Source organism: Pontimicrobium sp. IMCC45349, assembly GCF_047219225.1.
Lineage (GTDB): Bacteria > Bacteroidota > Bacteroidia > Flavobacteriales > Flavobacteriaceae > IMCC45349.
Genome location: NZ_CP178208.1, coordinates 1,244,131 through 1,271,050, shown reverse-complemented (window position 1 = coordinate 1,271,050; position 26,920 = coordinate 1,244,131). Strand labels below are relative to the sequence as shown.

Sequence of the window (26,920 nt, the reverse complement as noted above, 5' to 3'; positions counted from 1 at the left end):
TTTGATGCCAATAAAAGCTCGGTTCTTTAATTAGAATCGAGCTTTTTTTATTTAAGCAGTTAAGTCCTAAAGCAAAATAAATGACAGTATATAAACACAGTTTAGTAACAGTATTTAAAAGTTTAAGTGGCTTTACGTAGAGAGATAATCGAGTAAAGAACTTTAAAATGAAAACTATATGCAATACACAAAACAGAAATATAAAACATAGCTCATATCTAGCTTTGGTTGAAGCAGTTTTTAATGAAAACAATAAGCCACAGCGTTACAAAGGAACCGTTGAGTCTATGTTACGAGAGTTCTTCTCTAAAATAAGTAAAAAAAGATATACTTGGAAAAGAGAAACGTTCAAAAAACTCTTAATTCACTTATATAATCAAAAGTGTTATGCACTTTTAAGAAGCTATAATCATGTAGCAGTAGTTCACAATATAAGTGCATTTGGTAATAAAATAGTGAGAGATATAGAAGATTGGGAAAACCATTATTTTAATGCAGATGAACAAGTAAGTTCATTATTAAAATTTTGTTTTGCACAATACGAAACACCTCCATTTTTAGAGCAATCATTTTATTACAGTCATAAGTTACACATGCTTTGGTATGTGCAATTAGGTAGTGGTAAAAGTGTTAAAAACTTGTCGCAGTTACAAGTAAAATTAACTAATAAAATGGCTCATGAGTTTAGAAATGCACCATCATATTTTGCAGTAAATGAAGCATTGCGTTATGCACAAGCTTTAGGTTTTGGAGCAACAAAGCAAGCTGCAAAATTGATAGCATATTCTAGATTGTCAATAATTAGAGATGCTCAAGAAGACTTTTGGAGTACAGTAGTTCAATTTTTTGCGAAAGTAGAACGATTAGAAACTAACGAACTTAATCAAATCATTGATTATTTAGGTTTTAAGTATCGTGAAGACAGTACTTTTTCAATGAAGGGAAGAACATTCAATGCTTTGTTGCATCAAACAAATGAGTGGCATCGCAGAATGTATATCAATAGAGATATTGGTCGTGTGCTTTCATGGAAATCTTCAGGTATTCAACCTTTATATAAAGTAGAAATTGTTAATGGGAAAAAAGTAGTTTACAAAACTATAGAACTTCAAAACTCAATCGAACTTTATGATGAAGGTATGGCTATGCAACACTGTGTTGCTGAGTATGATGAAGAATGTTGTGATGGAACAAGTTCTATTTTCTCATTACAAATGCAAGAAGAAGGGAAAGCGCCAGAGCGTTTGGCAACTCTTGAAGTTGGATTTCCAAGAATGGAAATTGTACAGGCAAAAGCTAAGTGCAATCAAGAACCAAATGCAAAAGCATATGAAATGATAAATCACTGGATTAACCATTCTAAACTTAATAGAAAAAATAGAATGGCATATGAAAGGCCTTATCAGCCAGCAGTATATGTAAGAGCAGTAGAATGTGAACAAATGACTCATCAAGGTTGGGATATTGCTTGGGTAGTTAGAATAATTTGGATAGTTATTTACCTATTATTTGTGATATCTAGAGCAGCTAGCTCGCAATCTAATAAATACTCATTTGAGTATAAGGCACCATATGAACTTGAGATTTATAACTCAAGGTTAGTAGACTCTATTCTAGAGGCTAGTTATAAAGTTAATTGGCCTAAGGATAGTGTAAGATTTAATTTAAAAGAAGTAAAATGGCAAAACTTAAATTAAGAGGAAAAGACCTAATAGCAATAGGTTATCCCCAAGGAAAAGTAATAAGTATTGCAATAAATAGTATGCTTTCTCATTATAAACGAGAACGTAAGGATAAAGTAATTCAGCGATTAAAAACCGTTTTAAAAAATCCAGAGAAGTATATCAATGATGGTATAATGGGTAAAATTGCTGAAGAGCTTATCCAACCAGTTAAAATAGAAGCACAAAAGCTAAATAATACGAGAGTACCTTTTACGATTTTTGGAGAAAATGAAATCCAAGAATCAGCAAAGCATCAGTTATTTACAGCTTTAAAATTGCCAATAGCAAAAGCGGGAGCTTTGATGCCTGATGCGCATCATGGTTATGGTTTGCCAATTGGTGGAGTGCTAGCAGCAGATAATGCAGTAATTCCTTTTGGAGTTGGTGTAGATATTGGTTGCAGAATGTGTTTGTCAATTTACGATATAGCACCTTCCTATTTAGCTGGAAGCAAAGATAAATATGTACAGATGCTACAAGATCACACCAAATTTGGAGGTTACGAAGTGCATAAGCAACAAGTAGATAATCCAATTTTTGAACGTGACGAGTTTAGCATGATTCCAACTGTTAAGAAATTAAAAGACAAAGCGTTTAAACAGTTAGGAAGTTCAGGAGGAGGAAATCATTTTGTAGAATTTGGATTCGTAGATATTCAGGATGAACAGAATGAATTTAATGTTCCTGTTGGACAGTACGTAGGTGTCTTATCGCATAGTGGTTCTCGCGGATTGGGAGCAAATATTGCTAAACATTACACCAAATTAGCGATGAAACAAACACCATTATCAGGTGAAGCAAAACATTTGGCGTGGTTAGATTTAAATACACATGATGGTCAAGAGTATTGGTTAGCAATGAATTTGGCTGGTGATTATGCTTCGGCATGTCATCATGATATTCATAGACGTCTAGCTAAAGCACTTGGAAAAAGACCATTAGCAGTGGTAGAAAATCATCACAACTTTGCTTGGAAAGAACAAGTAAATGGAGAAGAATTGGTAGTGCATCGTAAAGGTGCAACTCCAGCTCAAAAAGGAGTTTTAGGAATTATTCCAGGGTCCATGACAGCTTCAGGATTTATTGTTCGTGGTAAAGGATTTGAAGCATCGCTTAATTCTGCTTCGCATGGAGCAGGAAGGCAGCTTTCGCGAAGAAAAGCGAAGGAACAAATAACAAATAGTGAAATTAAAAAAGTCTTACAGGATTATGGTGTGACTTTAATTGGAGGTGGAAGAGATGAAGCGCCAATGGCTTATAAGGACATTAATAAGGTAATGGGAAACCAAACTGAATTGGTAGAAGTCGTAGGCACGTTTACACCAAAAATTGTAAGAATGGATAACAATTAATATGTCGTTTAGTGTTGTTTTAAATGTCACACTGAGCTTGTCGAAGTGTAACTATCGATCTAAACGATTAAAAATTTAAAAAATTATGGCAACATATAGTGAGGACATATTGTATTTGCAAGCGTTGGATAACTATCCTTACGATGTTGAGCAATGCATAGAAAAATTACAATATGTACTAGGAAGTAGTAATCACGCAGGAGCACATTATTTAATGGGAAGGATTTATGCTGAACAAATGCAAGACTATAAAAATGCAAAAACATATTATAAAACAGCATTATGTTTAGATTATGAATACACACCAACCTATTATTACTATGCGCAAATGTTAATTAATAATAGTGATTACGAAGAAGCAAAGAAAGTCTTAGAAATTGGTTTTACATTACTAGAATGTGATCAAGCAAGCTTAAAGTACCTATATGGTATTATGTTTGAAAAACAAGAGGTTTATAAAGAAGCAAAACGTTGCTTTAAAACAGCAAAAGGTTTAGCGTTGAATAATGACTTTAGAAGTTTTATGGATAGCGAACTAAAACGTGTTAAAGAAAAACAAGATGCTTTAAAACCAAAGAAGAAAAAGACTAAAACGTCTAAGAAAAAGACATCTAAAAACACTTCTAAAAATAAGAAGAAGTAAGATTAGGTTTAAGAGTCACAGTTTTAACTGTGGCTCTTTTTATAATTCTAGCTCAATCCACATTGGTCTATGATCAGAGATATAGTATTTCATATATTTTTTAAAATTGGAAACGCTAGTTTGCCACAAATCTGGAAACAATACATTATCAAAATCAAAAACACCATGAGCTTTGATTTTAGATTTTAAATCTGGTAAAAAAGCTATTTGATCGTATTGCTTATCATTATTAATGTTTGAGTAGATTTGAGTTGAGTGTTCAGGTAGTTTTAAACCACGTTTCATTAAGGCATCATAGGTTTGATCGCCTTTTTCAACTTTAGGAATATTAAAGTCACCCATGGTTATTATGTTTTTTGAAAAAGCATATTTAGAATTTTTTCTTAAATCGGCATACCTAGAAATAGCATAGGCTTCTAAAGCTCTACGTTCAATATCAACTTTAGCTTCACTACCAAAAAAAGAATGTACAGTAATAAATATTAATTTCTCATTATTCCACTCGAATGAGCATAGGTAAGGGTTGCGGTCAAATCCTTTAAATTTTGAATCTACATCTTTTAATTTAATATGATGATAGTCTTTTGGAGGAATTGCAATTTCACCAATTAACTGTAATAAGTTCACTTTTTCATTATTAAAGATAAAGACTGAGCGTTCATTATTTCCACCTTTATCCGAAAAGACAACATCATAATAATTAGGTAATTCTAGTTCAATATTATTAAGTCCAATTAAGTTGTCATTGGTTTCTTGAATAGCAATGACGTCGAACCAACTAATAATTTCTGCTATAAGTTTATAATGTTCATTCCATCTATCTTGTAGTCCAAGGTTTGCTACATTCCAAGTAGCGATTAATAATTTGTTATCAGATTTATCAGGAATTTGACGTGTAGTTTTGTGACTTAAAAGATGCTGTAACTCAGAATTAAGATTAAAGTTATAAACAAAGTTTGGTTTAGGAAATGCAGGCATAAGTGGTTGTTTTTGAGATAACTAAATATAATTAATTATTCCGAAATTTCAATAGCACGTTTTGCTTCATTACCAAATTCATCAACTACAGTAATAGTATGTTTACCTATTGTTGGGATAACTGCTAAATCATGTATGGCTTTAGTGCTTCCAATAAAAGTATCGTCTATATACCAAAATACTGTTGTTTCAGGTTTTGAGTGTGCTAGTTTAAAAACCAATTCTTGTGTTTCTCCATCAAAATCTTTTGGTAAAAAAAACTTCCCAGCTTGTTTTGGATAAATGAATTGCATGGTTACGCTTCCTTCTTCTAAACAATCATTTCTATATGGAGGCAGCGATTTATAAAATGGATTTTTTGACTTGTAATAAAACTCCATTAAAGGAGGTAAAACAAACCATGATGTGTTCTTAATATTAGATAGTGACTCACATGAAGAATTGACTTGATATTGTTCTGTTTTATCTAAATGTACTAATACATGATAAGGACATGCTTTGGTTTTTAAACCACTAATTTGAATAAATTGATTTGAAGTTTCATCACAAATAGGAGATGCTCTGTAACCACTTTTAGAGCAGATTTTTACTTCTTGCATTTCGTCAAAAGGCTTACTAAACCATTCACTATTTGGTAAGATATCAAAAACATCAAATAAAATTGGAGCAGCAGTTTGTACACCAACTAATCCAGGTCTTCCTTCACCATCTGCATTTCCAACCCAAACACCAACAACATAATCTTTGGTAACACCAATAGCCCAAGCATCACGAAACCCAAAACTGGTTCCTGTTTTCCAAGCTATTTGTTTAGAAGAGTCAAAAAACTGCCAATTCTCATCACCTTCTGGTCTGTTTACCTCTTTCATACTTTCAAAAGTCAAATAAATAGAGGCAGCATCGAATACTGTTTTTTCGCTGGTTAACTCACCAAAATCTATCTCTTTACTATCTAAAAATGTTGGCTCTAAAAATTCGTTAGTGTAGTATTGACTTGAATGCGCATTAAAGTGATTTAAAGTTCCTGCCATAGCTGCATAACTTTTACATAAATCCCAAAGGTTGCTTTCTGCGCCACCAAGAATTAAGGATAAACCATAATGATTGGCATTATATTTTATGTCTTTTAACTCTAATTGCTTGAGATAATGGTAAAACCTATCTAAACCAAACTGCTGTAACAGTTTTACTGAAGGCACATTAAGCGAACGTGCTAAAGCGCGTTTTGCAGTAACTGCGCCATCAAAATCTTTGTTATAATTTTGCGGATTATAACTTCCAAATTGGCTTGGTACATCAGGCACTAAAGTATTTGGTAATAAATCGCCAGCATCTAACATGGCTGCGTATAAAAATGGTTTAAAAACACTTCCTGTACTACGAGGTTTATTAATAATGTTTACAGCATTTTGATGTGCTTTATCAGTAGGCGAGTTTCCAATATACGACACTACTTTTCGTGTATTTACATCTAAAACTAATACAGCTATATTGTGAATTTCGTTTTGGCGTAATTGATAATAATGGTTTTTAACTATTGTATTTGCCTGTTCTTGTATGTTCGTTTTAATAGTTGTTTTTATACGTTTACCATAATGAGTTTTGGCGATGTTTTGTAGTAAGTGAGGTGTTAATTGAGGTAAAGGATAGGGTTTTTGTGGTAATGTTTCTAATATGGAAAGCTCATAGGTGAGTTCGTCAATGAGTCCTTTTTCAAATAATTTTTTTAGTAATGTATTTCTTTTTTTTAATAAGCGCTCTTGGTTTTTTCCAGGGTAAATTAAACTTGGTGCATTTGGCAATACTGCTAAAGTTGCACTTTCAGCCCAAGACAAATCGTTTGCACTTCTATTAAAATAGCGCCAAGAAGCAGCGTCTAAGCCAACTACATTACCTCCAAAAGGCGCATTGCTAGTATAGAATGCTAGAATATCTTCTTTAGAATGTCTGAACTCTAAGCGTGTGGCTAGAATAATTTCTTTTAATTTTTCGAAATATGTTCTTGCTTGTCCTTTTCGTGATAAGCGAATAGTTTGTTGCGTAAGTGTGCTACCACCACGTTTTACTTCTCCAGAGCTGATATTGTCTCTGAGTGCTTTTACGATAGATATTGGGTTAAATCCAGGATGCTTGTAGAAGTATTCATCTTCAAATAGGATGATACATTCTTTAAATTTATCTGGAACACTATCATTATGAGGAAATCGCCATTGACCATCCTTAGCAATATATGCACCTAATAAATCCCCTTTATCACTTTCTATTACAGTAGCTGTTGGATCTGTAAAAAGCTGTTTTGGTAAACAGAAATAATAAGCTATCAACAGCATGCATAATACTGCTGATTTAATCTTGTTTCTTTTTATATAGCTTATTATTTTTTTCAAATTTTAAATTCGTATTCACGCTCTACTTTGCAAATTCTAGTATTGTACCAACTATACCATTGGTTGTGTCCTTTTTGTTGTGCAATGATATGCTCAGAGTTTTGTTTCCAGGCTTTTATAGCTTCTAAACTTTCCCAATAACTCACAGTAATTCCTACTTCGTCTCTAGCACTGTTAATACCCAAAAAACCTTTTTGTTTTTTTGCTAATTCTACCATTTTTTGTCCCATTTCACTATAGCCTTCGGTGTCATTAGTGAGCGTTGATGTAAAAATTACTGCGTAGTATGGTTTAAAGTTTTGCATAAGAATCTTGATTTAGTGTATTACTTATTGGTACTTCAAAGATGATAATTTTTTCTGTTTTAAAACCATCAATATCTGTCATAAGTACACGTAAATATTGTTTGCTAACTTTTACACTTACTGGGTAATCATTTAAAGATTCTATGTTTTCTATAGATGCACTCCAAGATTCACCACATTCATCATTAACAACTGTTTTTAACTCTTCGATATCTATTTCAATAAATCGATTCGCTTCTTTTTTTGTAACAGGTATCACTTTAAATCTATGATTACTTGTTACTTTTTTTAGAGGTTTCCAGCTTGAATAATAATGTTGCCAATTGATCATGTCGCAATGTGAATTGTCATCAGAAATGGCGATGCTATTTTCATGCTTTTGAAATACTTCAATGCTTCTAAATTCTTGATGATGCTTTACTTTAACTGTTTTTCCTTCTAAAGATTCACCATCTTTTAGTTTGTATATTAATACGTCATTAAATTCAGGGTTTGCTTCATCTTTTACAGTTTCTTTTTCGGATAAACCATCTATAGTTACTGTAAACTCATTATACTTAGTTTTAAATCTTTTTTCTAGCTTTTCTTGAGTTAAAAAACCGTTGAAAACATAACCTTCAAAAGTGTCATAAGCATCCAGACTTCTTACTTTTACCCATTCTCCAGTTAGTTTTTCGCCATTATTCATGACATCCAATTTTAAATTGGTGTGTTCAACAATTTCTAGAACGGTTCCATAATCTAATAAAGCTAATCTCATAGCTCCACGATTTGGTTTTTCTCTTATCGATAACCCATTTTCGGCATTTACATATTGAATGTCCTGTGCTGTAGCATATCCAAAAGCTACAAATACTAATATTATACTTACTAAATTTTTCATAATGTTTGAGGTGTTAAAAGCCTGTTCGAAAAAGATTCGAACTTGTTAAAGATTTTTAGCGCATCAATTGCGAACAGACTATTTTTTGTTATTTACTAACTTCTATCCACTGACCTTTTGTTCTTACAAAATAGTCATTATCATACATCGCTTCTGCTTGTGTTCCAGGTAAATAATATTTACCTAAATAGGAAGCGTTAAGAAGTACATTGAAAGTTTTTGTACTTCCAGATCTAGAGCTTCTTTCCAGATTGAAATAGAAATTTACGCGATCATCTCTAATATCTGTATAATCAGCTTGATTTGTTGCAGCATCTCCAAATGCAGTAAAGCGTGTGTTTACTATTTCCCATCCGGAAGGGAATATTTGAGTTAATGCTACATCATTTATAGTTTCATTTTTTTGATTTACAACCTTTATATTGGCTACAAAATCTTGTCCTTGTTGCAGTTTGCTTATATCTATTTTATTGCCTTGACTATCTTTATAAGTTACATAAACATTTAAACCACGTTGTTCTGCAATTTCTTGACCTAAAGGAAGCTTACCAGAAGTAATTACTCTTGCATAAATGGTATTGTTCTTAGTATTGGAAACTTCTATCGTATTTGTACCATCTTTTATAGATAAGTTTCTTGATGAAATAGCATTTTTTGTGTTTATTTCTACTGCACTGCCATTGTTGATTTTATAGTTAAGGTTTAATTCTTTACCTCCATTTTTATCTACCATTTTTGCCATAGCTAATAGGCTGTATGCCGTAGATTGTGTGCTCATCCAAGAGTTAGAAGATAGTCTTTTAGCAATATATTCTGCAATGTTTCTTGTTTGAGCATCTTCAAGAATGATCATAGTTTCTAAAGCCATAGCTCTATTTCTATCTACCGAACCATAAGTATGGTAATCATTTCGATAAGATGTAAATTCAATATTAGCAGAGTTTGCAATTGACTTTGCTGCTTCTGGTTGTCCAGCTAATGCATAAGCAGCTGCTAATCGCCATTTAGAATCATTACTTAATTCGCTAAATTCTTTAAGTCTATTCATCGATGCTAAATCTGGATGTCCAGCTAGAGCTAATGTGTAAAGTCTATATGCTTGTGCTAAATCACTTCTGTAATTTTTATAAGAAGCTCTCCAGTTTTTAGCAGCTAATTGTTGATACATAATCCAATTAGATTTAAATGTAAGCGGTAATACGTATCCTTTTTTCTCGGCTTCAACCATAAAGTGACCAGCATATGATGTTCCCCAATCATTAACACTACTCTGTCCACTCCAATAAGATAAGCCGCCATTAGGTCTTTGGAAATGCGCTAACTTTTTAATAGCTGCTTTTACATTGTCTTCTATTGTTTTCTTTTTATCAAAAGTTAAATCGAAAATATCGCTTAAAAACAATTGAGGAAACACACTTGATGTTGTTTGCTCTACACAACCATGAGGATAACGAATTAAGTATTGTAATCTGCCAGTAAAATCCATTGGAGGTAGGGTTGAAAATTCAACCTCTGCACTGTTTGTACCATCAACTCCAAAAGTTGAAAAATCAATTGTTTTTGTGGTGCTTTCGTTTAAAACAATATCTGTAACTTTTGAACTATAAGGGTTTGGATTTATGACATCTAATTCTACTTGATAAGATGCGGTTTCTCCATTTCCTTTTGCAATTACTTCAACAGTATTGATGCCTTTTGCTTTGGTTACATCCAATTCAAAATATGCCATTTGTTCATCTGGTTTTGCAAAGGATAGACTTTGTGTTTTGTTACCTATAATTGAAATACCATCACTTAACTTTAAACTTAAGTTTACATTTTTCACTTTGTCTTCCATCGCAAAAACTGTTACAGGAAGCGTTACTTTTTCTCCTGGACTTAGTTTACGTGGTAGTGTTGCTAAGACCATTAAAGGTTTTTTAACTGGAGTAGTTTTGTCTACACTACCATAAGCTGCATTTTTATTATTTCCTGCAACAACCATTGTTCTTACGGAGCCAATGTATTTTGGGATTTTAATATCGTGTGCTTTTGTTTCACCAGCATTAAGATGAAAAGGGCCTAAGAACTTTACAACTGGTTTGAAACGATTGGCTTTTTTCTTTTTTCCTTGTGATGCTGCTCCATCACCTCCAATTTCAAATACTTGATCTACACTTCCTGTATACGCCCCAATAATGTCATCGAAAATATCCCAAGTTTTAACACCTAAAGCTTCGCGAGCATAAAATTCTTTCCAACCATTTGGTGTTTTAAAACGTGTTAAGTCTAATAAGCCTTCATCTACTAAAGCTACTGTATAAGTCATAGCTTTGTTATTTTTCTCGCTTACTTTTACAGTTATGTTTTGCTCTGGACGCAACACTTCTGGCATTGCAATTTGAGGTTCTAGAATGGTGTTTTTGTCTTCAACCATAATAGGAATTACACCATATAATCGAATTGGCAAATCGTTTTCAGTAACTGCATGTGGTTGCAATAATGAAATGTTTACAAATACATTTGGCGTCATTTCTTTAGTAATAGGAATGCTTGTTGTAGTTTGTCCTTTTTCTGTTTTTACCCATTTTGTAGATAGTACTTCTGTACCATTTTCAATACTAATTAGAGCACGCCCTTCAGTTCCTGATGGAAATGTTATTTTAGCCTCTTCACCAACGTTGTATTTTTCTTTATCTGAAGCAAATACTAGCATTTTTGCTGCATCTTTATCACTTCCAGAGCTACGTCTCCACCAATTTCTATAAAAATAAGCTGTTCTTCCTGTTGCATGACCACTTACAGAATCGTAAACTCTAATTAAGTAACGACCACTTTGATTATCTGGAACATTTACTTTAAAACTTGCTTCTCCTTTACTGTTGGTATTAACTTTTGTAGTTAAAAAAGGTGTACGATATTTAGAAGATTGATAGGAAGCTAAATCATCGTAAGAAGAGCTCCACCACCAACGCCAATTTATTTTATAAACTTTTACTTCTAAGTTATCACGTTTTATTGGTTTTCCTTCAGTATCTACTAATATAACATCAAATGTTTGGTCTTCGTCAGTATAAAAAGATCCATAAGCACGTTCTTTAGGAGAACGCAATCCAACAAATGAGTTATAAGGTGCATATTTTTTATTAAAGGCATCAATAGAGAAGTCACCTCCATTTTCGAATGCTCTTGTTAGGAACGATACGTTTAACATTCCAGGAGCATTGGTGCCAATATTTAGTTTTTTATTAATGTTTGCGGTTCCTTCTGCATTTACGTTTCCTTCAAAAATGGTTATTTCTTCGGTTCCAAAAGAACGCGTTGGATCGTTAAATACGTACTTAGGGTAATTTTTAAATCCTGTTGATGTTGTAGAAAATTTTGCTTTTATTTCTGCTTTTACATTTTTTGCAGGCGCACCATGTAACCAGTTTACTTGTAACGTATTTTGTAATGGTTTTGTGTTTGATAACACATTATCTTTAAAATCTATTTTTAGTTTTAAACGGTTTGGTTTAACTGTTTCTACTTTTAATGATTTATAAAATGTTGCGCCACCAACAGATACTTTCGCATTCCAATTTCCTGTTTTATCCTCTGGTGATGTTGGTACAGAGAATCTGTAGAAATTGTTAACACCATTACTAGTAATATTTCTATATGCTAATTTACCAGTAGCATCGGTTACTTCCATTTTTACAGGATGCTCTTTTGGTAACTTATTGGCGTTATCATTGAGCATAAAAGTTAAGTGTAAAGAATCTCCAGGTCTCCATACACCACGTTCGCCATAGATATAGCCTTTTAAACCGCGTTGAAGTGTTTTTCCAGAGACATCAAACTTACTTAGCGATAATGAATTTCCATCATTAAGTTTTATGTAACTAGTTTGGTTCCCTTTAGAAACTACTGCAAAATAAGCATTGTTATCTGCATCTATTAATGTTAATCCTTCTTCGTTGGTTTTTGTTTTTCCAATAGATTGTTGTTGAAAATTGAATAACTCTACTGTAGCTCCAGAAATTGGATTTGTTGTTACAATGTCTGTTACAGCAAAATAGTAAGACTTGTTATTACCTCGTTTTGCAATGACACCAAGATTAGAACCAATTAAGTTAGTGGCAATCTCTCGATCTTGATTATAATATGCATTATGACATGGATTGTTGCGTTGTCTCCAGTTATAAGTATATCGTTTATAACTATAGGTTACATTGTCCCAATATTCTTCTTCGCGTAAGTCTTCATCTTCAAATTCGCTTTGTCTGTAGTCGTTGTTACCATAGTCATCATAATAGTAATCGTCTTCGTAATAGTATTCATCGTCACTATTGGTTGTGCTTGTATCATTTGCTTCACAATTATATAATGAGTATGCTTTTTTGTAACTCAATTCTATGCGATAAATGGCTCCAGCATCTGCATTAAACAATTTAGAAAGGTCTAAACTGTATGCTTTCCATTTACCAGTGTTTTGAGAAGCGTCATCAATAAGAGAAATAGTCTTTTTTGCGATGCGACGACCAACACGTCTAATACTACGTTCTCTATTACTTCCTAATTCATTGTCTTGTAAAAATTGTAAAACATTATTTTCAAAAATCTTGATAATTCTAACATCTACAGCTTTTAAGTTTACTGCCTCAAAATTGAATTTTAAGTCTTGCGAGTTAGGTAAAATACCAGCACCAGTTATAAGTCTGACCTGTGGTTTTAGTTCTTCAAAAGAAATGAGTTCAGAGAATGGTTTTTTAAGTTTAAAGTCTTCGTCGTTTTTAATGCCTTGAAATACGTCCACTTGCACATTACCAACCACACGAGTGTCTGGATAAATTCTTAAGATATTTCCAGAAACAATAAATTTTGGATTTTTTACATTTTGAATAGATACTAAGCCATCAAAGTTTTGTTGTTTTTTAAGTTTATCAGAAAAGTTAATAGATAAATGTTGCTCAGGTGATTGAATAACATTTACATTGACAATAGAAAAGTTATTGATACCAGGAATCTTAATCGTGTTTTCACCTTTATTATTAGCTTTTATCGATTTTCCGTTCCAAGTAACTTTAATTTCTGAATCTTCAATTTCACGATGAATACTATCTATTTTAAATTCAAAATTTCGTGCTGAGGTATTAGTTTCATCCCATTTTAAACTTAAGGTTTTATTGTTTTGTGAAGCTTCAATAAGCGTCTTTACATCTTTTAGTTTTGTAGCATCAGATAGGTTAATAATACCTTCAAGGTATTGCCATTTTTTGCTATATGATTGTAAATTGTTTGTTACAACTGTAAAGTTTGGTTTAATGGTATTGAATTTAAAAGTATATGCTTTAAAAGCGTCATCGATAGAAGGGTAGATTTCATTTAGTTTAACAGTAACTACATATTCAGTATCAGGTTTAAGTGGTTCACTAGGAACAAAAATCAAAGACCTTGAGTTTTTTGCAATTAGCTTTCCGTTTACTTTTGGAGAAATAGATAATAAATTATCATGGACTTCTTCATCGACAATCCAACCTTCTACATCTTTTGTAAATCCAATATCTATTGAGCTTAATATAGAAACACGACCAGAAGTAGCGTAACTTACATAGTTTTTAAACTTGAATAGATTATCAGTTTCAGCAGTCTTTTTTTTACATGACACAACTAAAGTGGCAATCAATAGAAACGAAAAGATATTTTTTAAAGACATAAGCTGATGGTTTTTAATGAACGATAACTAATAAAGAAACTAGTGTAAGTGGTTTCTTGTTAATAGATACGTAGTGTTTTTTTAGTTTAGATTTTAAGGAGTTGTTAAAATGTTCTTAAAGTTGAAAAAACATCTGTCAGAATGATTTCAATTTATTGTAATTATATCGAGAACAATTCAAAGGTTTCTTAACACAAATTAGTTTCGCAATTTCACTTGAAGTGACATTTAATTATTTCTCATAAATCTCAACTACTAACTCACCTTTGTCATTCATTGATGCGCGATACATGCCTTCTGTATTAAATTCAAAGACCATATTACCATCTTTATCCACAGCAACTATTCCACCATCACCACCAAGTTTTCCCATTTTATTATAGATAACTTCTCTAGCAGCTTCCTCTAAGCTTACACCTTTATATTCCATCATTGCAGAAATATCATGAGCAACTTGTGCTCTAATAAAATATTCACCCCAACCTGTACTTGATACTGCACAAGTAGCATTATTAGCATAAGTTCCAGAGCCAATAATTGGAGAATCACCAATGCGTCCCCAACGTTTATTGGTCATACCACCAGTTGAGGTTCCGGCTGCTAAGTTGCCATCTTTATCTAAAGCAGCACAACCTACAGTTCCAAACTTAGAATTCTTAATGTCTGCGTCATAGAATGCTGTTTTTTTCTCATCATGATCCAGTTCTGTCTTTTCGGAATCTTTGATGCGTTGCAAAGCTTTAAAACGTCTGTCTGTATAAAAATAACTTGGGTCTAAAATGTCTAATCCATGTTCGGTAGCAAAATTTTCAGCGCCTTTTCCCGAGAGCATCACGTGAGGTGATTGTTCCATAACAGCACGAGCTAAATCAATAGGGTTTTTTACAGTTGTTGTACCTGCGGAAGCACCAGCATTTAATGTTTTTCCATCCATAATGGAAGCATCCATTTCATTGGTTTCTTCATGTGTAAACACTGCACCTTTTCCTGCATTAAACAATGGCGAATCTTCCATTACATTAATGGTTTTGGTTACAGCGTCTAAACTTGTACCACCATTTTTTAATATCTCATAGCCTATTTGGATAGCTTCTTTCAATTTCGCTCTGTATTCTGCTTCCTTTTCTGGTGTCATATTTTTTCTTAGAATAGTTCCAGCACCTCCATGAATAACGATAGCAAACTCAGGTTTTTCAGTAATTTTTATAGGTGTTTCTTCAGTACTTTTTGTATTCTCATTACAAGCAAAGAATAAGAAGGGTAAGGTAAAAAATAGAATGAATTTTTTCATTAGGAATGTGATTAGTGTTTTCGAGTTTTAAAGATAGGCTTTTTAAGAGTTTTTTCTGAATAAGAAACGACAAGAAATTAGTATCTTCGCGACAAATTAATTGTAAAACAAAAATAACTATATATGGAAGCAGTTGCAACTGATTTCGGAATTCAAGAAGCACTTAAACAACTAGGTCTTAAAGAAGTAAATGATGGAAGCTCTACAGGTTCTGAGTGGTTTTCTAACGGAGAATTAATTGAGTCTTACTCTCCAGTAGACGGAAAATTAATAGGAAAAGTAAAAGCATCAACGAGAGAAGATTATGATCGTGTGATGGAAACTGCTACTGCAGCATTTAAAACTTGGAGAGATGTTCCTGCGCCACAACGTGGAGAAATTGTACGTCAATTTGGAAACAAATTAAGAGACTTAAAAGAGCCATTAGGTAAGTTAGTATCTTACGAAATGGGAAAATCACTTCAAGAAGGATATGGTGAGGTTCAAGAAATGATTGATATCTGTGACTTTGCTGTTGGTTTATCTAGACAGTTAAACGGACAAACGATTCCTTCTGAGCGTCCTGGTCACGTAATGAGAGAGCAATGGCACCCAATTGGAGTTGTTGGAATCATTTCTGCATTTAACTTCCCAGTTGCTGTATGGTCTTGGAACACAGCTTTAGCATGGATTTGTGGTGATGTTTGTGTTTGGAAAGCATCTGAAAAAGCGCCTTTATGTTCTGTAGCTTGTCAAAATATTATTGCTGACATTTTAAAAGAAAATAACTTACCAGAAGGTATTTCTTGTATCGTTAATGGTGATTATAAAGTTGGAGAATACATGACAACTGATGCGCGTATTCCTTTAGTATCTGCAACAGGATCTACAAGAATGGGACGTATTGTTGGTAAAACAGTAGCAGAACGTTTTGGTAAGTCTTTATTAGAATTAGGTGGAAACAATGCCATTATCATTACACCTTCTGCAGATCTTAAGGTTGTAGTACCTGGGGCTGTATTTGGAGCTGTTGGAACTTGTGGACAACGTTGTACTTCTACACGTCGTTTAATTATCCATGAATCGGTTTATGATAAAGTAAGAGATGCTATTGTTGGTGCTTATGGGCAGTTAACAATTGGAAATCCATTAGATGAAAAGAATCATATTGGACCATTAATTGATAAAGATGCTGTAGATACGTATTTAGCTGCTATTGAAAAAGCAAAAGCTGAAGGTGGAAACGTATTAGTAGAAGGAGGAGTATTAGAAGGTGAAGGCTATGAGTCTGGATGTTATGTAAAGCCAGCGATTATCGAAGCTGAAAACCACTACGAAATTGTACAACACGAAACATTTGCTCCAGTATTATACTTAATTAAGTATTCTGGTGAAGTAGAAAATGCAATCGATATCCAAAATGGAGTAGCACAAGGATTATCTTCAGCAATCATGACTGAAAGTATGAAAGAAGCTCAAAAATTCTTATCGTATGCTGGATCTGACTGTGGTATTGCTAACGTAAATATTGGTACTTCTGGGGCTGAGATTGGTGGTGCATTCGGTGGAGAAAAAGAAACTGGTGGTGGACGTGAGTCTGGATCTGATGCATGGAAAATCTACATGAGAAGACAAACTAACACAATCAACTATTCTGATGAATTACCTTTAGCTCAAGGGATTAAGTTTGATTTGTAGGAAAAAGTTTCTGTAAAATATTGAAAAGCCACATCGAATGATGTGGCTTTTTTTATGGATAAATAAAATGCTTTTATGCAGATAATCAGTTAATTACGACTTTTAGTTGAGTGTTTGTTATTAAAGCAAGGGTTTGATTAGGAAATGTGTAAAAAATTAAGATTTTTTTTAAAGGGTTTTAAGATTTTTTTATAAAGGTTCTAAGGTAATACAAAACTTACGTTGTATTGTCTAAATTCACAAGCTAAGAACTATTTAATAAACAAAATTTAATCTAAAAATGAAAAAAATTACTTTATTTCTTTTTATGAGTTTGATGTTGTCTTTTACATGGCAAAGTCAAGCACAATTAATCCCTAATAATACCTGTACGACATCTTTTGACGATATTAGTGCTACTGGAACAGATTTAAGCTTAGGTGATGATGGTGAAGCTAATATTACAATACCATTTGCTTTTACTCTTGATGGTGTGTCATCATCTGATTTGAGAGTAGGAAACAATGGAGGTGTATTGTTTAACGCTACTACAGGAGAAGTTACTACTAGTTCAACTCCTACAGGTCAAGGGTTTTATCCTTTTGCTGATGACATTGATTCGGATTACGGAACTGTAGTGTGGGAAACTTTGGGTACAGCACCAAATAGACGTGTTGTAATTATGTGGAATGACAGACCACATTATAACAATTCGGAATCTGGAGCAACTTTCGAATTAATTTTGCATGAAACAACTAATGAAGTAACATTCTTATATCAAGACACTGATTTTGGAGCAGGAAATACTAATAATGATGCTGCTTCTGCTGGTATATTAATTGTTGGAGCTAATGGTGTTAATACGTATTCTACTAATACAGTTTTAGGAGGAGTAAGTTGTATCCATTGGACGTTGCCTTCGTGTTTTGGTCCTTTAGATATTCAAGCTAATGGTATTACTACTAACTCGGTAGATCTTTCTTGGACACCAGCTGCTGGAACAGTTGATTTTGAATATGTGATACAAGTTGCTGGAACAGGTGAGCCAACTGCTGCTGGAATTGCCGTAACTGGAGCAAGTAATGTAACAGATAACACACTATCTCCTGGAATTGCTTATGAAGTTTATGTGAGAGCAAATTGTGGTGGAGGTGATTTTAGTACTTGGTTAGGACCAATTGATTTCACTACTAATTGTACTCCTTATATAGTAGATTATACAAATGATTTTGAAGTTGGGGATACATTAGATGTATGTTGGGATGATATTGTAAATTCAACAAGTACATATGCAAATATTACAAGTTCAGCTACATATGCTAATTCTGGAACACGTAGCATTAGATTTTATAATTCTAGTGATGCTAATCCAACATTATTATTAGTGTCTCCTGAATTTTCAGATCTAAGTGCAGATAAGCAAGTTAAGTTTAGTGTTAACGATAGAGATAATGCAACTTTAATAGTGGGAACTATGAGTAATCCTAATGATGATGCAACATTTACAGCGCTTGAAACTCTTACTGGGGCAGATATGTTAGATGATACTTGGGATGAAAAAACTATTAGTTTTGCATCTTTTACAGGTACTGATAAGTATGTAGCTTTTAAAGTTGAATTTACTGGTACTTACGAATATTTATATATGGATGATTTTGTATATGAAGTAGCACCAACAGTAGCACCAAATTGTGCAGCTAATGTAATGGAGACTGTAGATCCTTCTTGTGGAAACTTTGAAACAGTAATTACTTGGGATGCAGTAGCTGATGTTATTGGATATAAATTAACTCTAGGTACAACACCAGGAGGAACAGATGTTCTAGACAATGCTTCAATTGGCAATGTAGTTTCTTATAGCTATGTTGGGACAGTAAATACAATGTATTATTATACAATTGTACCTTTTAATGCGGCTGGTGATGCTTCAGGTTGTTTGGAGTATAACTTTACTACAGCGACAGATGGATGTTATTGTACGCCATCATCAACATCTACAGCAACTTATGTTAATGATTTTTCTACAACAGGTGGAACAAATAATATCTCAAATTTAGGTTCTGGATACGCAACTGATGGTTATGGAGATAATTCAGCAGCAATGACTGTTACTACTTATGCAGGATCTTCAATTACTTTTAGTTCTGATATTGTAGGTGGAAGTGCAGGTACTGCAATTTGGGTGGACTGGAATCAAGATCTTATTTTTGATGATGCTACCGAAAATGTATTTAGGACAACTAGTTATGGTTATGAGCAATCAGCAGCAATAGATATTCCTAATGGATTAGCTGATGGAGATTATCGTTTAAGAATTGTAACAGATTATTATGATTCGACACCTAATGATCCTTGTGATATTACTGCTTCTAGATTTGAAGCTGAAGATTATACAATTACTGTTGATGCTTCGTTAAGTGTTAGTGATAATACAGTTAGAGAGTTTACATATTTCCCTAACCCAGTTAATGATGTGTTATCGTTAAGAGCACAGGCAAACATTCAAAATATAAGTGTTTATAATATGTTAGGTCAGGAAGTAGTTAGGTTATCTCCTAACGCTTTAAATAGCGATGTTAACTTATCTCAATTACAAGATGGTGCATACTTTGTAAAGGTGACTATCAATAATGCTACAGATACTATAAGAATTATTAAGAAATAGTTTAGAAATTTTATTAGATAAAAAGCCACATCGAATGATGTGGCTTTTTTTATTTCTACAATTTTTGGCTTTGTTTTTGTGTTAATATTAAACGAATTGTAATTAGATAAGTCAAAATAACAATGACTACAAGAGATATACAACATTTATATTGGCGAGCAGGTTTTGGAATTTTGCCTCAAGATATTGAGACTTTAAAAGGTAAGTCTAGAGAAGGTGTTGTGTCTAGATTGTTTTTAGAATCTAAAGAGGCAACTCCTTTACAAATTGATATATCAGAGGTTGAAATAGAATTAGATAAAGCATTAATTTCTAAAAATGATGCTACTTTAAAGGCGCTTCGTAAAAAAAGCAGAAAACTTTTAAAAGATTATAATGTAGCTTGGATTAATAGGTTGTCGGTACCTAGTGAGATTTTAAGAGAACGTATGACATTATTTTGGGCAAATCATTTTGTTGTTAGAGATAATAGAATTGATTTTGTTCAAGATTATAACAATATGTTAAGAGAGTTTGCTCTTGGCGATTTTAGAAGTTTTGTTAAGCAAATGTCTAAACAAGCTGCAATGCTTAAATATTTAAACAATAAACAAAATGTTAAGCGTAGTCCAAACGAAAATTTTGCTAGAGAGTTGATGGAGCTTTTTACATTAGGCGAAGGACACTATTCTGAAGAAGATATAAAGGAAAGTGCTAGGACTTTTACGGGTTATTCTCATGATATTAAAGGTAATTTTATCTTGAGACAAAGGCAGCATGATTATGAACAAAAAACATTTCTTGGTCGTACTGGAAATTTTGATGGAGATGATATTATAGATATTATTTTAGAGCAGCGCCAATGCGCAAAGTTTATTTCAAAAAAAATATATAAGTATTTTGTTAATGAAACCATCAATGATGCTCATGTTGAAGCCATGACAAATGTGTTTTATAAAGATTATAGCATTGAGAAATTAATGCAGTTTATGTTTTTGTCTGATTGGTTTTATGATGAGGTAAATGTAGGTTCTAAAATTAAGTCTCCAATAGACTTTTATATAGGAATGCAAAATATTATTCCTTTAAAATTTGAAGATGATAAAAGCTTATTTTTTATTCAAAAAAGTCTTGGTCAAACCTTACTTAATCCACCAAATGTTGCTGGGTGGCGAGGAGGTAAGCAGTGGATAGATAGTAATACAATATTAATGCGTTTGCGTTTAGCATCAGTATTGTATAACAATGCTCATATTCCTAAAAATAAAAAAGGGGATTTTGGAGATCCTTTAGGTCAGTTTTTTGAACGCTCTAAGAAGCATAATTTATTAAATACGACAGTTAATTGGGGTAAGTTTAATCAAAATTTTCATACTGTAAATACAAATGATTTACATGAATTTTTAATTGCTTCAAAAATTAATAAAGGAACCTTAAGGTTTTTGGAAACACTTAGTAAGTCTTCAAAAAAGGATTACTGTATTCAGTTAATGTCTATTCCAGAATATCAAATGTGTTAAATCTAAACTTATGAAAAGAAGAGACTTTATTAAAAATACAAGTTTAGCCACTAGCTTGTTTATGGTGCCAAGTTTTGTAAAAGCATTTGATGAAGCATTGAGTTCAAAGTTTGGCTATAAAAGATTAATAATTGTACAGCTAGCAGGTGGAAATGATGGTTTAAACACAATTATTCCTTTTAGAAATGATATTTACTATAAATCAAGACCAAGTATTTCCTTATCAAAAAATGACATACATAAACTAAATGATGAATTTGCGATACATTCAAGCTTAATTCCGTTAAAACGTTTATATGATGATGGTTATTTAACAATTATAAATAATGTAGGTTATCCAAATCCTGACCGTTCTCATTTTCGTTCAACTGATATTTGGCAAACTGCAAGCGACTCTACCGAATACTTACAATCTGGTTGGATTGGAAGATACCTGGATGCAAATGATAAAAAACCATATAACGCAATTGAAGTAGACGAATCTTTGTCTATTGCTTTGAAGGGAGAAAGTGTAAATGGAATTGCAACAACAGCTCCAGAGCGTTTATATAAAACATCACAGTCACCTTTTTTAAAGGAGGTGCTTAAACATCAGTCTGATACTCATTTAAGCGAGCATAATTTGGGCTATTTGTATAAAACAATGATATCAGCTGAGTCGTCAGCAAAATATTTATTTGAAAAAACAAGGCGATACACTTCTTTGCAAAGTTATCCAAATTCAGAGTTTGGAAAACAACTAAAAACTGTTGCTGAACTTATTAATTCTGGTGTAAATACAAGTGTTTATTTTACTTCGCTTGACGGATTTGATACACATTCAAACCAAATAAACACACAAAAAAAATTACTTTCAGATTATGCTAATTGCATCGAAGTCTTGGTGAAAGATTTAAAACAACAAAATACATTTAAAGACACTTTAATTTTAACGTTTTCGGAGTTTGGTAGGCGTGTAAAACAAAATGCTGCAAATGGTACAGATCATGGAGCGGCAAATAATGTGTTTATAATTGGCGAACATTTAAAACAGCAAGGTTTATATAATAAATTAGCTAGTTTAAATGATTTGGACGCTAATGGCGATTTGAAGTTTGAAATAGATTTTAGAAGTATTTACGCAACCGTTTTAGACAAATGGCTTGAAGTTGATGATAAAGCTGTGTTGAATAAATCATACACTTCATTGCAATTTATATAGTTTGTCACGCAACGTTTTGGTGTTTTTGACATCCATATATAAAATGAAATTGTTATGGGAATCAAAAATCTTATTATTACTTTATTTGTATCATGTGTAGCTTGTTTTTGTGGTGATAATCCAGATGATGGTGATTTGAATTGTACGGAAATTTATGTGTACGGACTTAATGTAATCTTGAAAAATAGTGAAACAAATGAGGTTGTTACAAACGATGTAACAGTTACAGCAATAGAAGGAGATTATCAGGAAGAATTAATGCTTATAGATTTTTCGCCTAATTTTGTTGGAGCAGGAGAGCGTCCAGGGTTATATGTTATTCATGTAACCTCACCAAATTATGAGAACTATACTTCTGATGAGATATTTTTAGATTTTGATGGTTGCCATGTTATTCCCCAAGCTTTAGAGATATTATTACAACCTGTTGAATAAAAAAAATCTTGTGTTTTCCAGTAATAACTGGATTAACAAGATTTTTTGTTGATTAATAGCGATGCTAAAATAGGATAAATTCTAGTAATCTAGTAGAGATATTTTTTAATTGGTTGAAAATTAGGTGTATTTGGCTCAAAAAAATGTATAATTAACAGTTTAACTGTATTTCACTTTTCTTAAAATTCTCATGGTTTCTTTATATAAGCTATAGACCTCTTTATTGTAATTTTTAAGTAGAGGTTTTGCTTCAATTAACTTGTTTATAGCTTCATGAAATAGGTTGAAGTAACAAATTAAATATGTAACGGGAAGATTGTTTATATCTTGAATTTCATTTTTGTTTAATGCAATTCCCTTTTTTAACTTATCTAAAATGGCATTGTTTGAATTATAAATGTGATGGAGTATTTTCTTATCGTATTGAGGCGGTTCAAATAGTAATTGAGTTTCAATATTATAAGTGGCATTATCGCCAAAAGTAATAATGGTTTCTTCTAGTTTAAAATACTTGTTTTGGTTGTGTAAGCCTAGATTTACATATTCAATTATTTTAAAAGAATCGTCGTTGTAAATTATTTCTACTTCATCTAAGGTGGAGAAAAACAAACGTACTTGCTCATTAATCAGCTCAATATCAACACGAGAATAAAACACTTGAGATTTTGTAGTTTTTTTTTGTCCAGACCAACACATTACAAAATACTCTTTAAATACTTTGTATTGCGGATTGAAGTCTTTGCGCTTATTCATAAAATCAAACACACCATCAAGTGTATATTGAATATTGTTTTGCGCATGATTTTCGATAGCAGAAACTATGCTAGAGTTAACATCTTTTATTTCAATGTCAAATACTTTAGGCATGCTCATGCTGCCATCTCTAAGAAATACGGAACCACCATAATATTTCCATATGTTCTTTCTAAGCGAAGTAATACCTACTTCCTTTTTAGCTCTAATGGTAACTAAGCCAACAACTTTGTCGTCTGGTAAATGAGGAAACGGAATATTTTCGTATTGTACGATTGGAGGATTGGTTAAGTAGGCATTGATGAGGTTTTGAATTTTACTGTCATCAAAAAAATCAACACCAATAATTTTATTATCTTCATCATCAACACCAATCACAATATATGAGTTGTTTTTAGGATTGCTGTTTGATAAGGCGCAAATGTGCTTTAAAAATTTAGCTTTACCTTCTTTTTCGCCAATATTTATCTTTCGCTTTTTATCATAAAAACTATTCTCATCATTGTGAGCGAGTAAGTTTTTAATAAGTAAGCGTTTATTTATCATAATAGTTCAAGCTCTCTTTTGATATTATTTCGGGCTTGTATTTCAAATTTTTCTTTAAAATACTCAGTAAAATACAAAGTATCTCTATCTAAAAAGTTTTTTAACACTTGTTTTCTCCCTTTGTTATACATAAACGTTGGGTAGATTTTGTATTCTTTCCTAATATTTGAACAGTAGGATTGGTAAACACTCCAATCAGTTCCTAAGATTGATAAGTCAATATCTAATAAATATGAATTATCAGAAGCATTTTCATTTGATAATACTGAATGCTTTTTTGTAGATAAAATTAGAGTTTTGATGAGCTCTATTTGAGAAATTTCTAGATTCAACTTTTTTAATCTATCTACAGCTAATAATGCACTTTGTTCTTCGTTGTTATTTTTTGAAGCTTTATAAATAATGTCATGATACCATACAGTAAACTGAAAAGCCTCCTTGTTGTTAATTAGTTTCTCAATTTCATCATAAGCACTAAACATATTGTGTAGATGTTCTAAAGTGTGATAATGTCTAGATTTTTCTGAGTATTGTGATTCAATTTCTGTCCATAATTGAGATGTCAATTGAGAATCTTCAGCACTACAAAATAGTGTCCATCTATGTTTTAAATTTTCTATCACAATTCCTTTTTCACAGTAACACTGTTGGCTTGAGCTGTAGGGAAAACTAATAAATCCGCAATATTTACATGTGATGGACGCGAAATAGCAAACTGTATAATTTCTGCAATATCTTCTGCTTGCAACGCTTTGTAGCCTTTATATACGTTGTCAGCTAGAGCATTACCTTTAAAACGCACTTGCGAAAATTCGGTTTCTACTAACCCAGGATTTATAGCTGTGACTTTAATACCATAAGGATTTAAGTCAATACGCATTCCGTCTGTTATTGCAATTACTGCATGTTTACTAGCACAATATACATTGCCTTTAGGATACACTTCTTTACCAGCAGACGAACCAATATTTATAATATGACCAGATTCTTTTTGAGTCATTATTGGAATAACTGCTTTGCTAACATAAAGCAAGCCTTTTACATTAATGTCCATCATGGCATCCCAATCGTCTAAACTTCCATCTTGAATTGGGTCTAAACCATGTGCGTTTCCTGCATTGTTTATTAGGATGTCTATAGACTTAAAAGCTTCAGGTAGTGTATTAATAGCGTCAAAAACAGCTTCTTTATCTCTAACATCAAAGTTTAGTGTGTAAACATCTGTTTGACGTTCGAGAGCGTTTTTTATGGTGTCAAGTCGATCTTGACGTCTACCGCAAAGGATTAATGAAATACCATGTTTGGCAAATTCGTGAGCAGTAGCACGTCCTATGCCACTTGTTGCTCCTGTAATTAATGCTGTTTTTTTCATGTTTAATATATCGTTTGCTATATGAAGCGTAGTATCCAAAAGGGTGTTATGACTTCATATACAGTGTCAGTAGTTTTACTTTTTTTTATTTTGTCGATTCCAAACGCGAGTAACATTTTCTATATTTTGGTTGGTCATTTTTTGAGTTCTGATTAGTGTTCTCACACCATGAATCATAATCATTGATGCTTTTCCAGTTTCAATGAGATATTTGAAGTCATTTCCATTTTCCAGTTCAACTAATCCAAATGTTACTTGGTCATCCTTGTATCCTTTAAAATCTCCATATCCTTTGTCTGTTGCTCCCCATAAACTTTCAGCTCGTTCTTTTCCGTTTTCTACTGTAATAAGTTTCTGAGTAGTTAGAATGCTATAGTTTTCTCCATCAATTAAAGTCGAACAGATTATTAATTCGTCTTCAGTTAAGTTTAAAGAAAGTCCTTGGTAGGTAAAGTCTAAATTCGACTCATAAAATTTTGTCCACTTAAAATCATATGGTTTTATTGTACTTCTCTTAATTGAAGCGATAGAAATGTTATGTATAGATTTATCAGATTTTCTCATTTTTAATTACTGCTAACGTAAATTCTAAGGTACTTTATGCCCTTGACTAGCAACTAAAATTAAAAACCAATCTTCTAATTCTAAATCAATGCTAAGCGCTTTATTGGCATTGCTAATTCTATCCTTATTTGTAGTCCCAATAACAGGATAAATTCCTGAAGGATGTTTTAAAATCCAAGCCAATAATAATTGGTCTTCTGTAGCATTGTATTTGTCCATTAACGCACCAAGTTGTTTGTGTATGCGTCTTGTTTGTTCGGTATCTTGTTTAAAAACAAATCCTAATGGAGACCATGCCATTGGAATGATTTTTTTCAACATCATTTGATCCAAACTTCCATTATGCATGGCTTCATGATTTGTTAGAGAGAATTCAATTTGATTAATGGTTACAGGTACTTCACTCGATATTAAATCTACTTGAGAAGGTGTGAAGTTTGAAACTCCAAAATCATTAATCTTTCCCTCTTGAGCTAGTTTTGCTACAGCTTCCATAACTTCATGAGGATGCATTAAAGGGCTAGGTCTATGTAATAGTAATGCGTCTAAATAATCAGTTTTTAAATTTTTTAAAGAGTTTTCTACAGACCAAATAATATACTCTTTGGAGTAGTTATAGTGTTTAACTTGATTGTTTCTATTTTCAGACAAATATTGGATGCCACATTTAGAAATAATTTGAATTTTTTCTCTTTTTATATTGCTGTTAACTAAAGCGTTACCAAAATTTGCTTCAGTAGTGTAATCACCATAAATATCTGCGTGGTCAAATGTAGTTACCTCATTATTAGTACAATGATCTATGAGGGAAGCCATGTCTTTGGTGTTTAGTTGTTTTCCCCAACTTCCCCAAGTCATAGCACCAGAAATAATTCTAGAATATTTGTTTTTTGCCATTATGTATAGATTTGTTGCCTTAAAAATAGCAAAGAAAACCTTAAAAAGGCGCTAAAACACTAGAATTTTTAACCAATTATTAACAGCAGCGC

At 32.5% G+C, this 26,920-nt stretch carries 19 protein-coding genes; 8 read left to right on the top strand and 11 right to left on the bottom strand.

Going from position 1 to position 26,920, the window contains the following annotated elements; genetic code table 11:
* Positions 1-167 precede the first annotated feature (167 nt).
* The 3 genes from ACLII3_RS05810 (at position 168) to ACLII3_RS05800 (ending at position 3,719) form a co-directional block, all read left to right on the top strand.
* The gene (locus ACLII3_RS05810) at positions 168-1,697 is read left to right on the top strand and encodes a PcfJ domain-containing protein (protein ID WP_412987238.1); all 1,530 of its coding nucleotides are present in this window, start codon (positions 168-170) and stop codon (positions 1,695-1,697) included.
* Complete coding sequence (locus ACLII3_RS05805) at positions 1,679-3,076, top strand: RtcB family protein (RefSeq protein WP_412987236.1); 1,398 nt, start codon at positions 1,679-1,681, stop codon at positions 3,074-3,076. The genes ACLII3_RS05810 and ACLII3_RS05805 overlap by 19 nt, the downstream gene beginning before the upstream one ends.
* Positions 3,077-3,161: 85 nt before the next feature.
* The gene (locus tag ACLII3_RS05800; RefSeq protein ID WP_412987234.1) at positions 3,162-3,719 is read left to right on the top strand and encodes a tetratricopeptide repeat protein; all 558 of its coding nucleotides are present in this window, start codon (positions 3,162-3,164) and stop codon (positions 3,717-3,719) included.
* A 39-nt stretch (positions 3,720-3,758) separates the two neighbouring features.
* Here ACLII3_RS05800 and ACLII3_RS05795 read toward each other — a convergent pair whose 3' ends face one another.
* The 6 genes from ACLII3_RS05795 to ACLII3_RS05770 form a co-directional block, all read right to left on the bottom strand.
* On the bottom strand, positions 3,759-4,697 hold the full coding sequence (locus tag ACLII3_RS05795) for an endonuclease/exonuclease/phosphatase family protein (RefSeq protein ID WP_412987232.1): 939 nt from the start codon (positions 4,695-4,697) through the stop codon (positions 3,759-3,761).
* A 35-nt stretch (positions 4,698-4,732) separates the two neighbouring features.
* Entirely contained in the window at positions 4,733-7,027 is a 2,295-nt protein-coding gene (pbpC, locus tag ACLII3_RS05790; RefSeq protein WP_412987231.1) for a penicillin-binding protein 1C, read from the bottom strand.
* 53 nt (positions 7,028-7,080) lie between these two features.
* Complete coding sequence (locus ACLII3_RS05785; protein ID WP_412987230.1) at positions 7,081-7,389, bottom strand: antibiotic biosynthesis monooxygenase family protein; 309 nt, start codon at positions 7,387-7,389, stop codon at positions 7,081-7,083.
* Positions 7,376-8,272, bottom strand: coding sequence for an SH3 domain-containing protein (locus ACLII3_RS05780; protein WP_412987229.1), 897 nt, complete (start codon positions 8,270-8,272; stop codon positions 7,376-7,378). Before ACLII3_RS05780 ends, ACLII3_RS05785 begins: the two co-directional genes overlap by 14 nt.
* 88 nt (positions 8,273-8,360) lie before the next feature.
* Entirely contained in the window at positions 8,361-13,949 is a 5,589-nt protein-coding gene (locus ACLII3_RS05775) for an alpha-2-macroglobulin family protein (protein ID WP_412987228.1), read from the bottom strand.
* A 232-nt stretch (positions 13,950-14,181) separates the two neighbouring features.
* Positions 14,182-15,240 carry an isoaspartyl peptidase/L-asparaginase family protein gene (locus ACLII3_RS05770; RefSeq protein WP_412987226.1) on the bottom strand — a complete coding sequence of 353 codons (1,059 nt, stop codon included), beginning with the start codon at positions 15,238-15,240 and terminating at the stop codon, positions 14,182-14,184.
* A 123-nt stretch (positions 15,241-15,363) separates the two neighbouring features.
* Between ACLII3_RS05770 and ACLII3_RS05765 the strand changes: the two genes are divergently transcribed.
* From ACLII3_RS05765 to ACLII3_RS05745, 5 genes are all read left to right on the top strand, one after another.
* Complete coding sequence (locus ACLII3_RS05765) at positions 15,364-16,917, top strand: aldehyde dehydrogenase family protein (protein WP_412987225.1); 1,554 nt, start codon at positions 15,364-15,366, stop codon at positions 16,915-16,917.
* A 280-nt stretch (positions 16,918-17,197) separates the two neighbouring features.
* Positions 17,198-19,561 (top strand): T9SS type A sorting domain-containing protein, encoded by a 2,364-nt coding sequence (locus ACLII3_RS05760; RefSeq protein ID WP_412987224.1) that lies wholly within the window; start codon positions 17,198-17,200, stop codon positions 19,559-19,561.
* A gap of 122 nt (positions 19,562-19,683) precedes the next feature.
* Positions 19,684-21,060 (top strand): DUF1800 domain-containing protein, encoded by a 1,377-nt coding sequence (locus ACLII3_RS05755; protein ID WP_412987223.1) that lies wholly within the window; start codon positions 19,684-19,686, stop codon positions 21,058-21,060.
* A gap of 10 nt (positions 21,061-21,070) precedes the next feature.
* Positions 21,071-22,261, top strand: a complete 1,191-nt coding sequence (locus ACLII3_RS05750) for a DUF1501 domain-containing protein (RefSeq protein ID WP_412987222.1) — start codon at positions 21,071-21,073, stop codon at positions 22,259-22,261.
* 54 nt (positions 22,262-22,315) lie between these two features.
* Positions 22,316-22,696 (top strand): hypothetical protein, encoded by a 381-nt coding sequence (locus ACLII3_RS05745; RefSeq protein WP_412987221.1) that lies wholly within the window; start codon positions 22,316-22,318, stop codon positions 22,694-22,696.
* Between the two features lie 159 nt (positions 22,697-22,855).
* Here ACLII3_RS05745 and ACLII3_RS05740 read toward each other — a convergent pair whose 3' ends face one another.
* The 5 genes from ACLII3_RS05740 to ACLII3_RS05720 all read right to left on the bottom strand — a co-directional run bounded on the left by ACLII3_RS05740 (position 22,856) and on the right by ACLII3_RS05720 (position 26,828).
* Positions 22,856-23,995 (bottom strand): ATP-binding protein, encoded by a 1,140-nt coding sequence (locus ACLII3_RS05740; protein WP_412987220.1) that lies wholly within the window; start codon positions 23,993-23,995, stop codon positions 22,856-22,858.
* A complete protein-coding gene (locus tag ACLII3_RS05735; RefSeq protein ID WP_412987218.1) occupies positions 23,992-24,618 on the bottom strand; it encodes a hypothetical protein in 627 nt (208 codons plus the stop codon). Before ACLII3_RS05735 ends, ACLII3_RS05740 begins: the two co-directional genes overlap by 4 nt.
* Complete coding sequence (locus ACLII3_RS05730) at positions 24,615-25,367, bottom strand: SDR family NAD(P)-dependent oxidoreductase (RefSeq protein ID WP_412987216.1); 753 nt, start codon at positions 25,365-25,367, stop codon at positions 24,615-24,617. The genes ACLII3_RS05735 and ACLII3_RS05730 overlap by 4 nt, the downstream gene beginning before the upstream one ends.
* A 75-nt stretch (positions 25,368-25,442) precedes the next feature.
* The gene (locus ACLII3_RS05725; RefSeq protein WP_412987214.1) at positions 25,443-25,931 is read right to left on the bottom strand and encodes a hypothetical protein; all 489 of its coding nucleotides are present in this window, start codon (positions 25,929-25,931) and stop codon (positions 25,443-25,445) included.
* A gap of 24 nt (positions 25,932-25,955) precedes the next feature.
* Positions 25,956-26,828: an aldo/keto reductase gene (locus tag ACLII3_RS05720; RefSeq protein ID WP_412987213.1), complete on the bottom strand. Its 873-nt coding sequence runs from the start codon at positions 26,826-26,828 to the stop codon at positions 25,956-25,958.
* Positions 26,829-26,920: the final 92 nt, after the last annotated feature.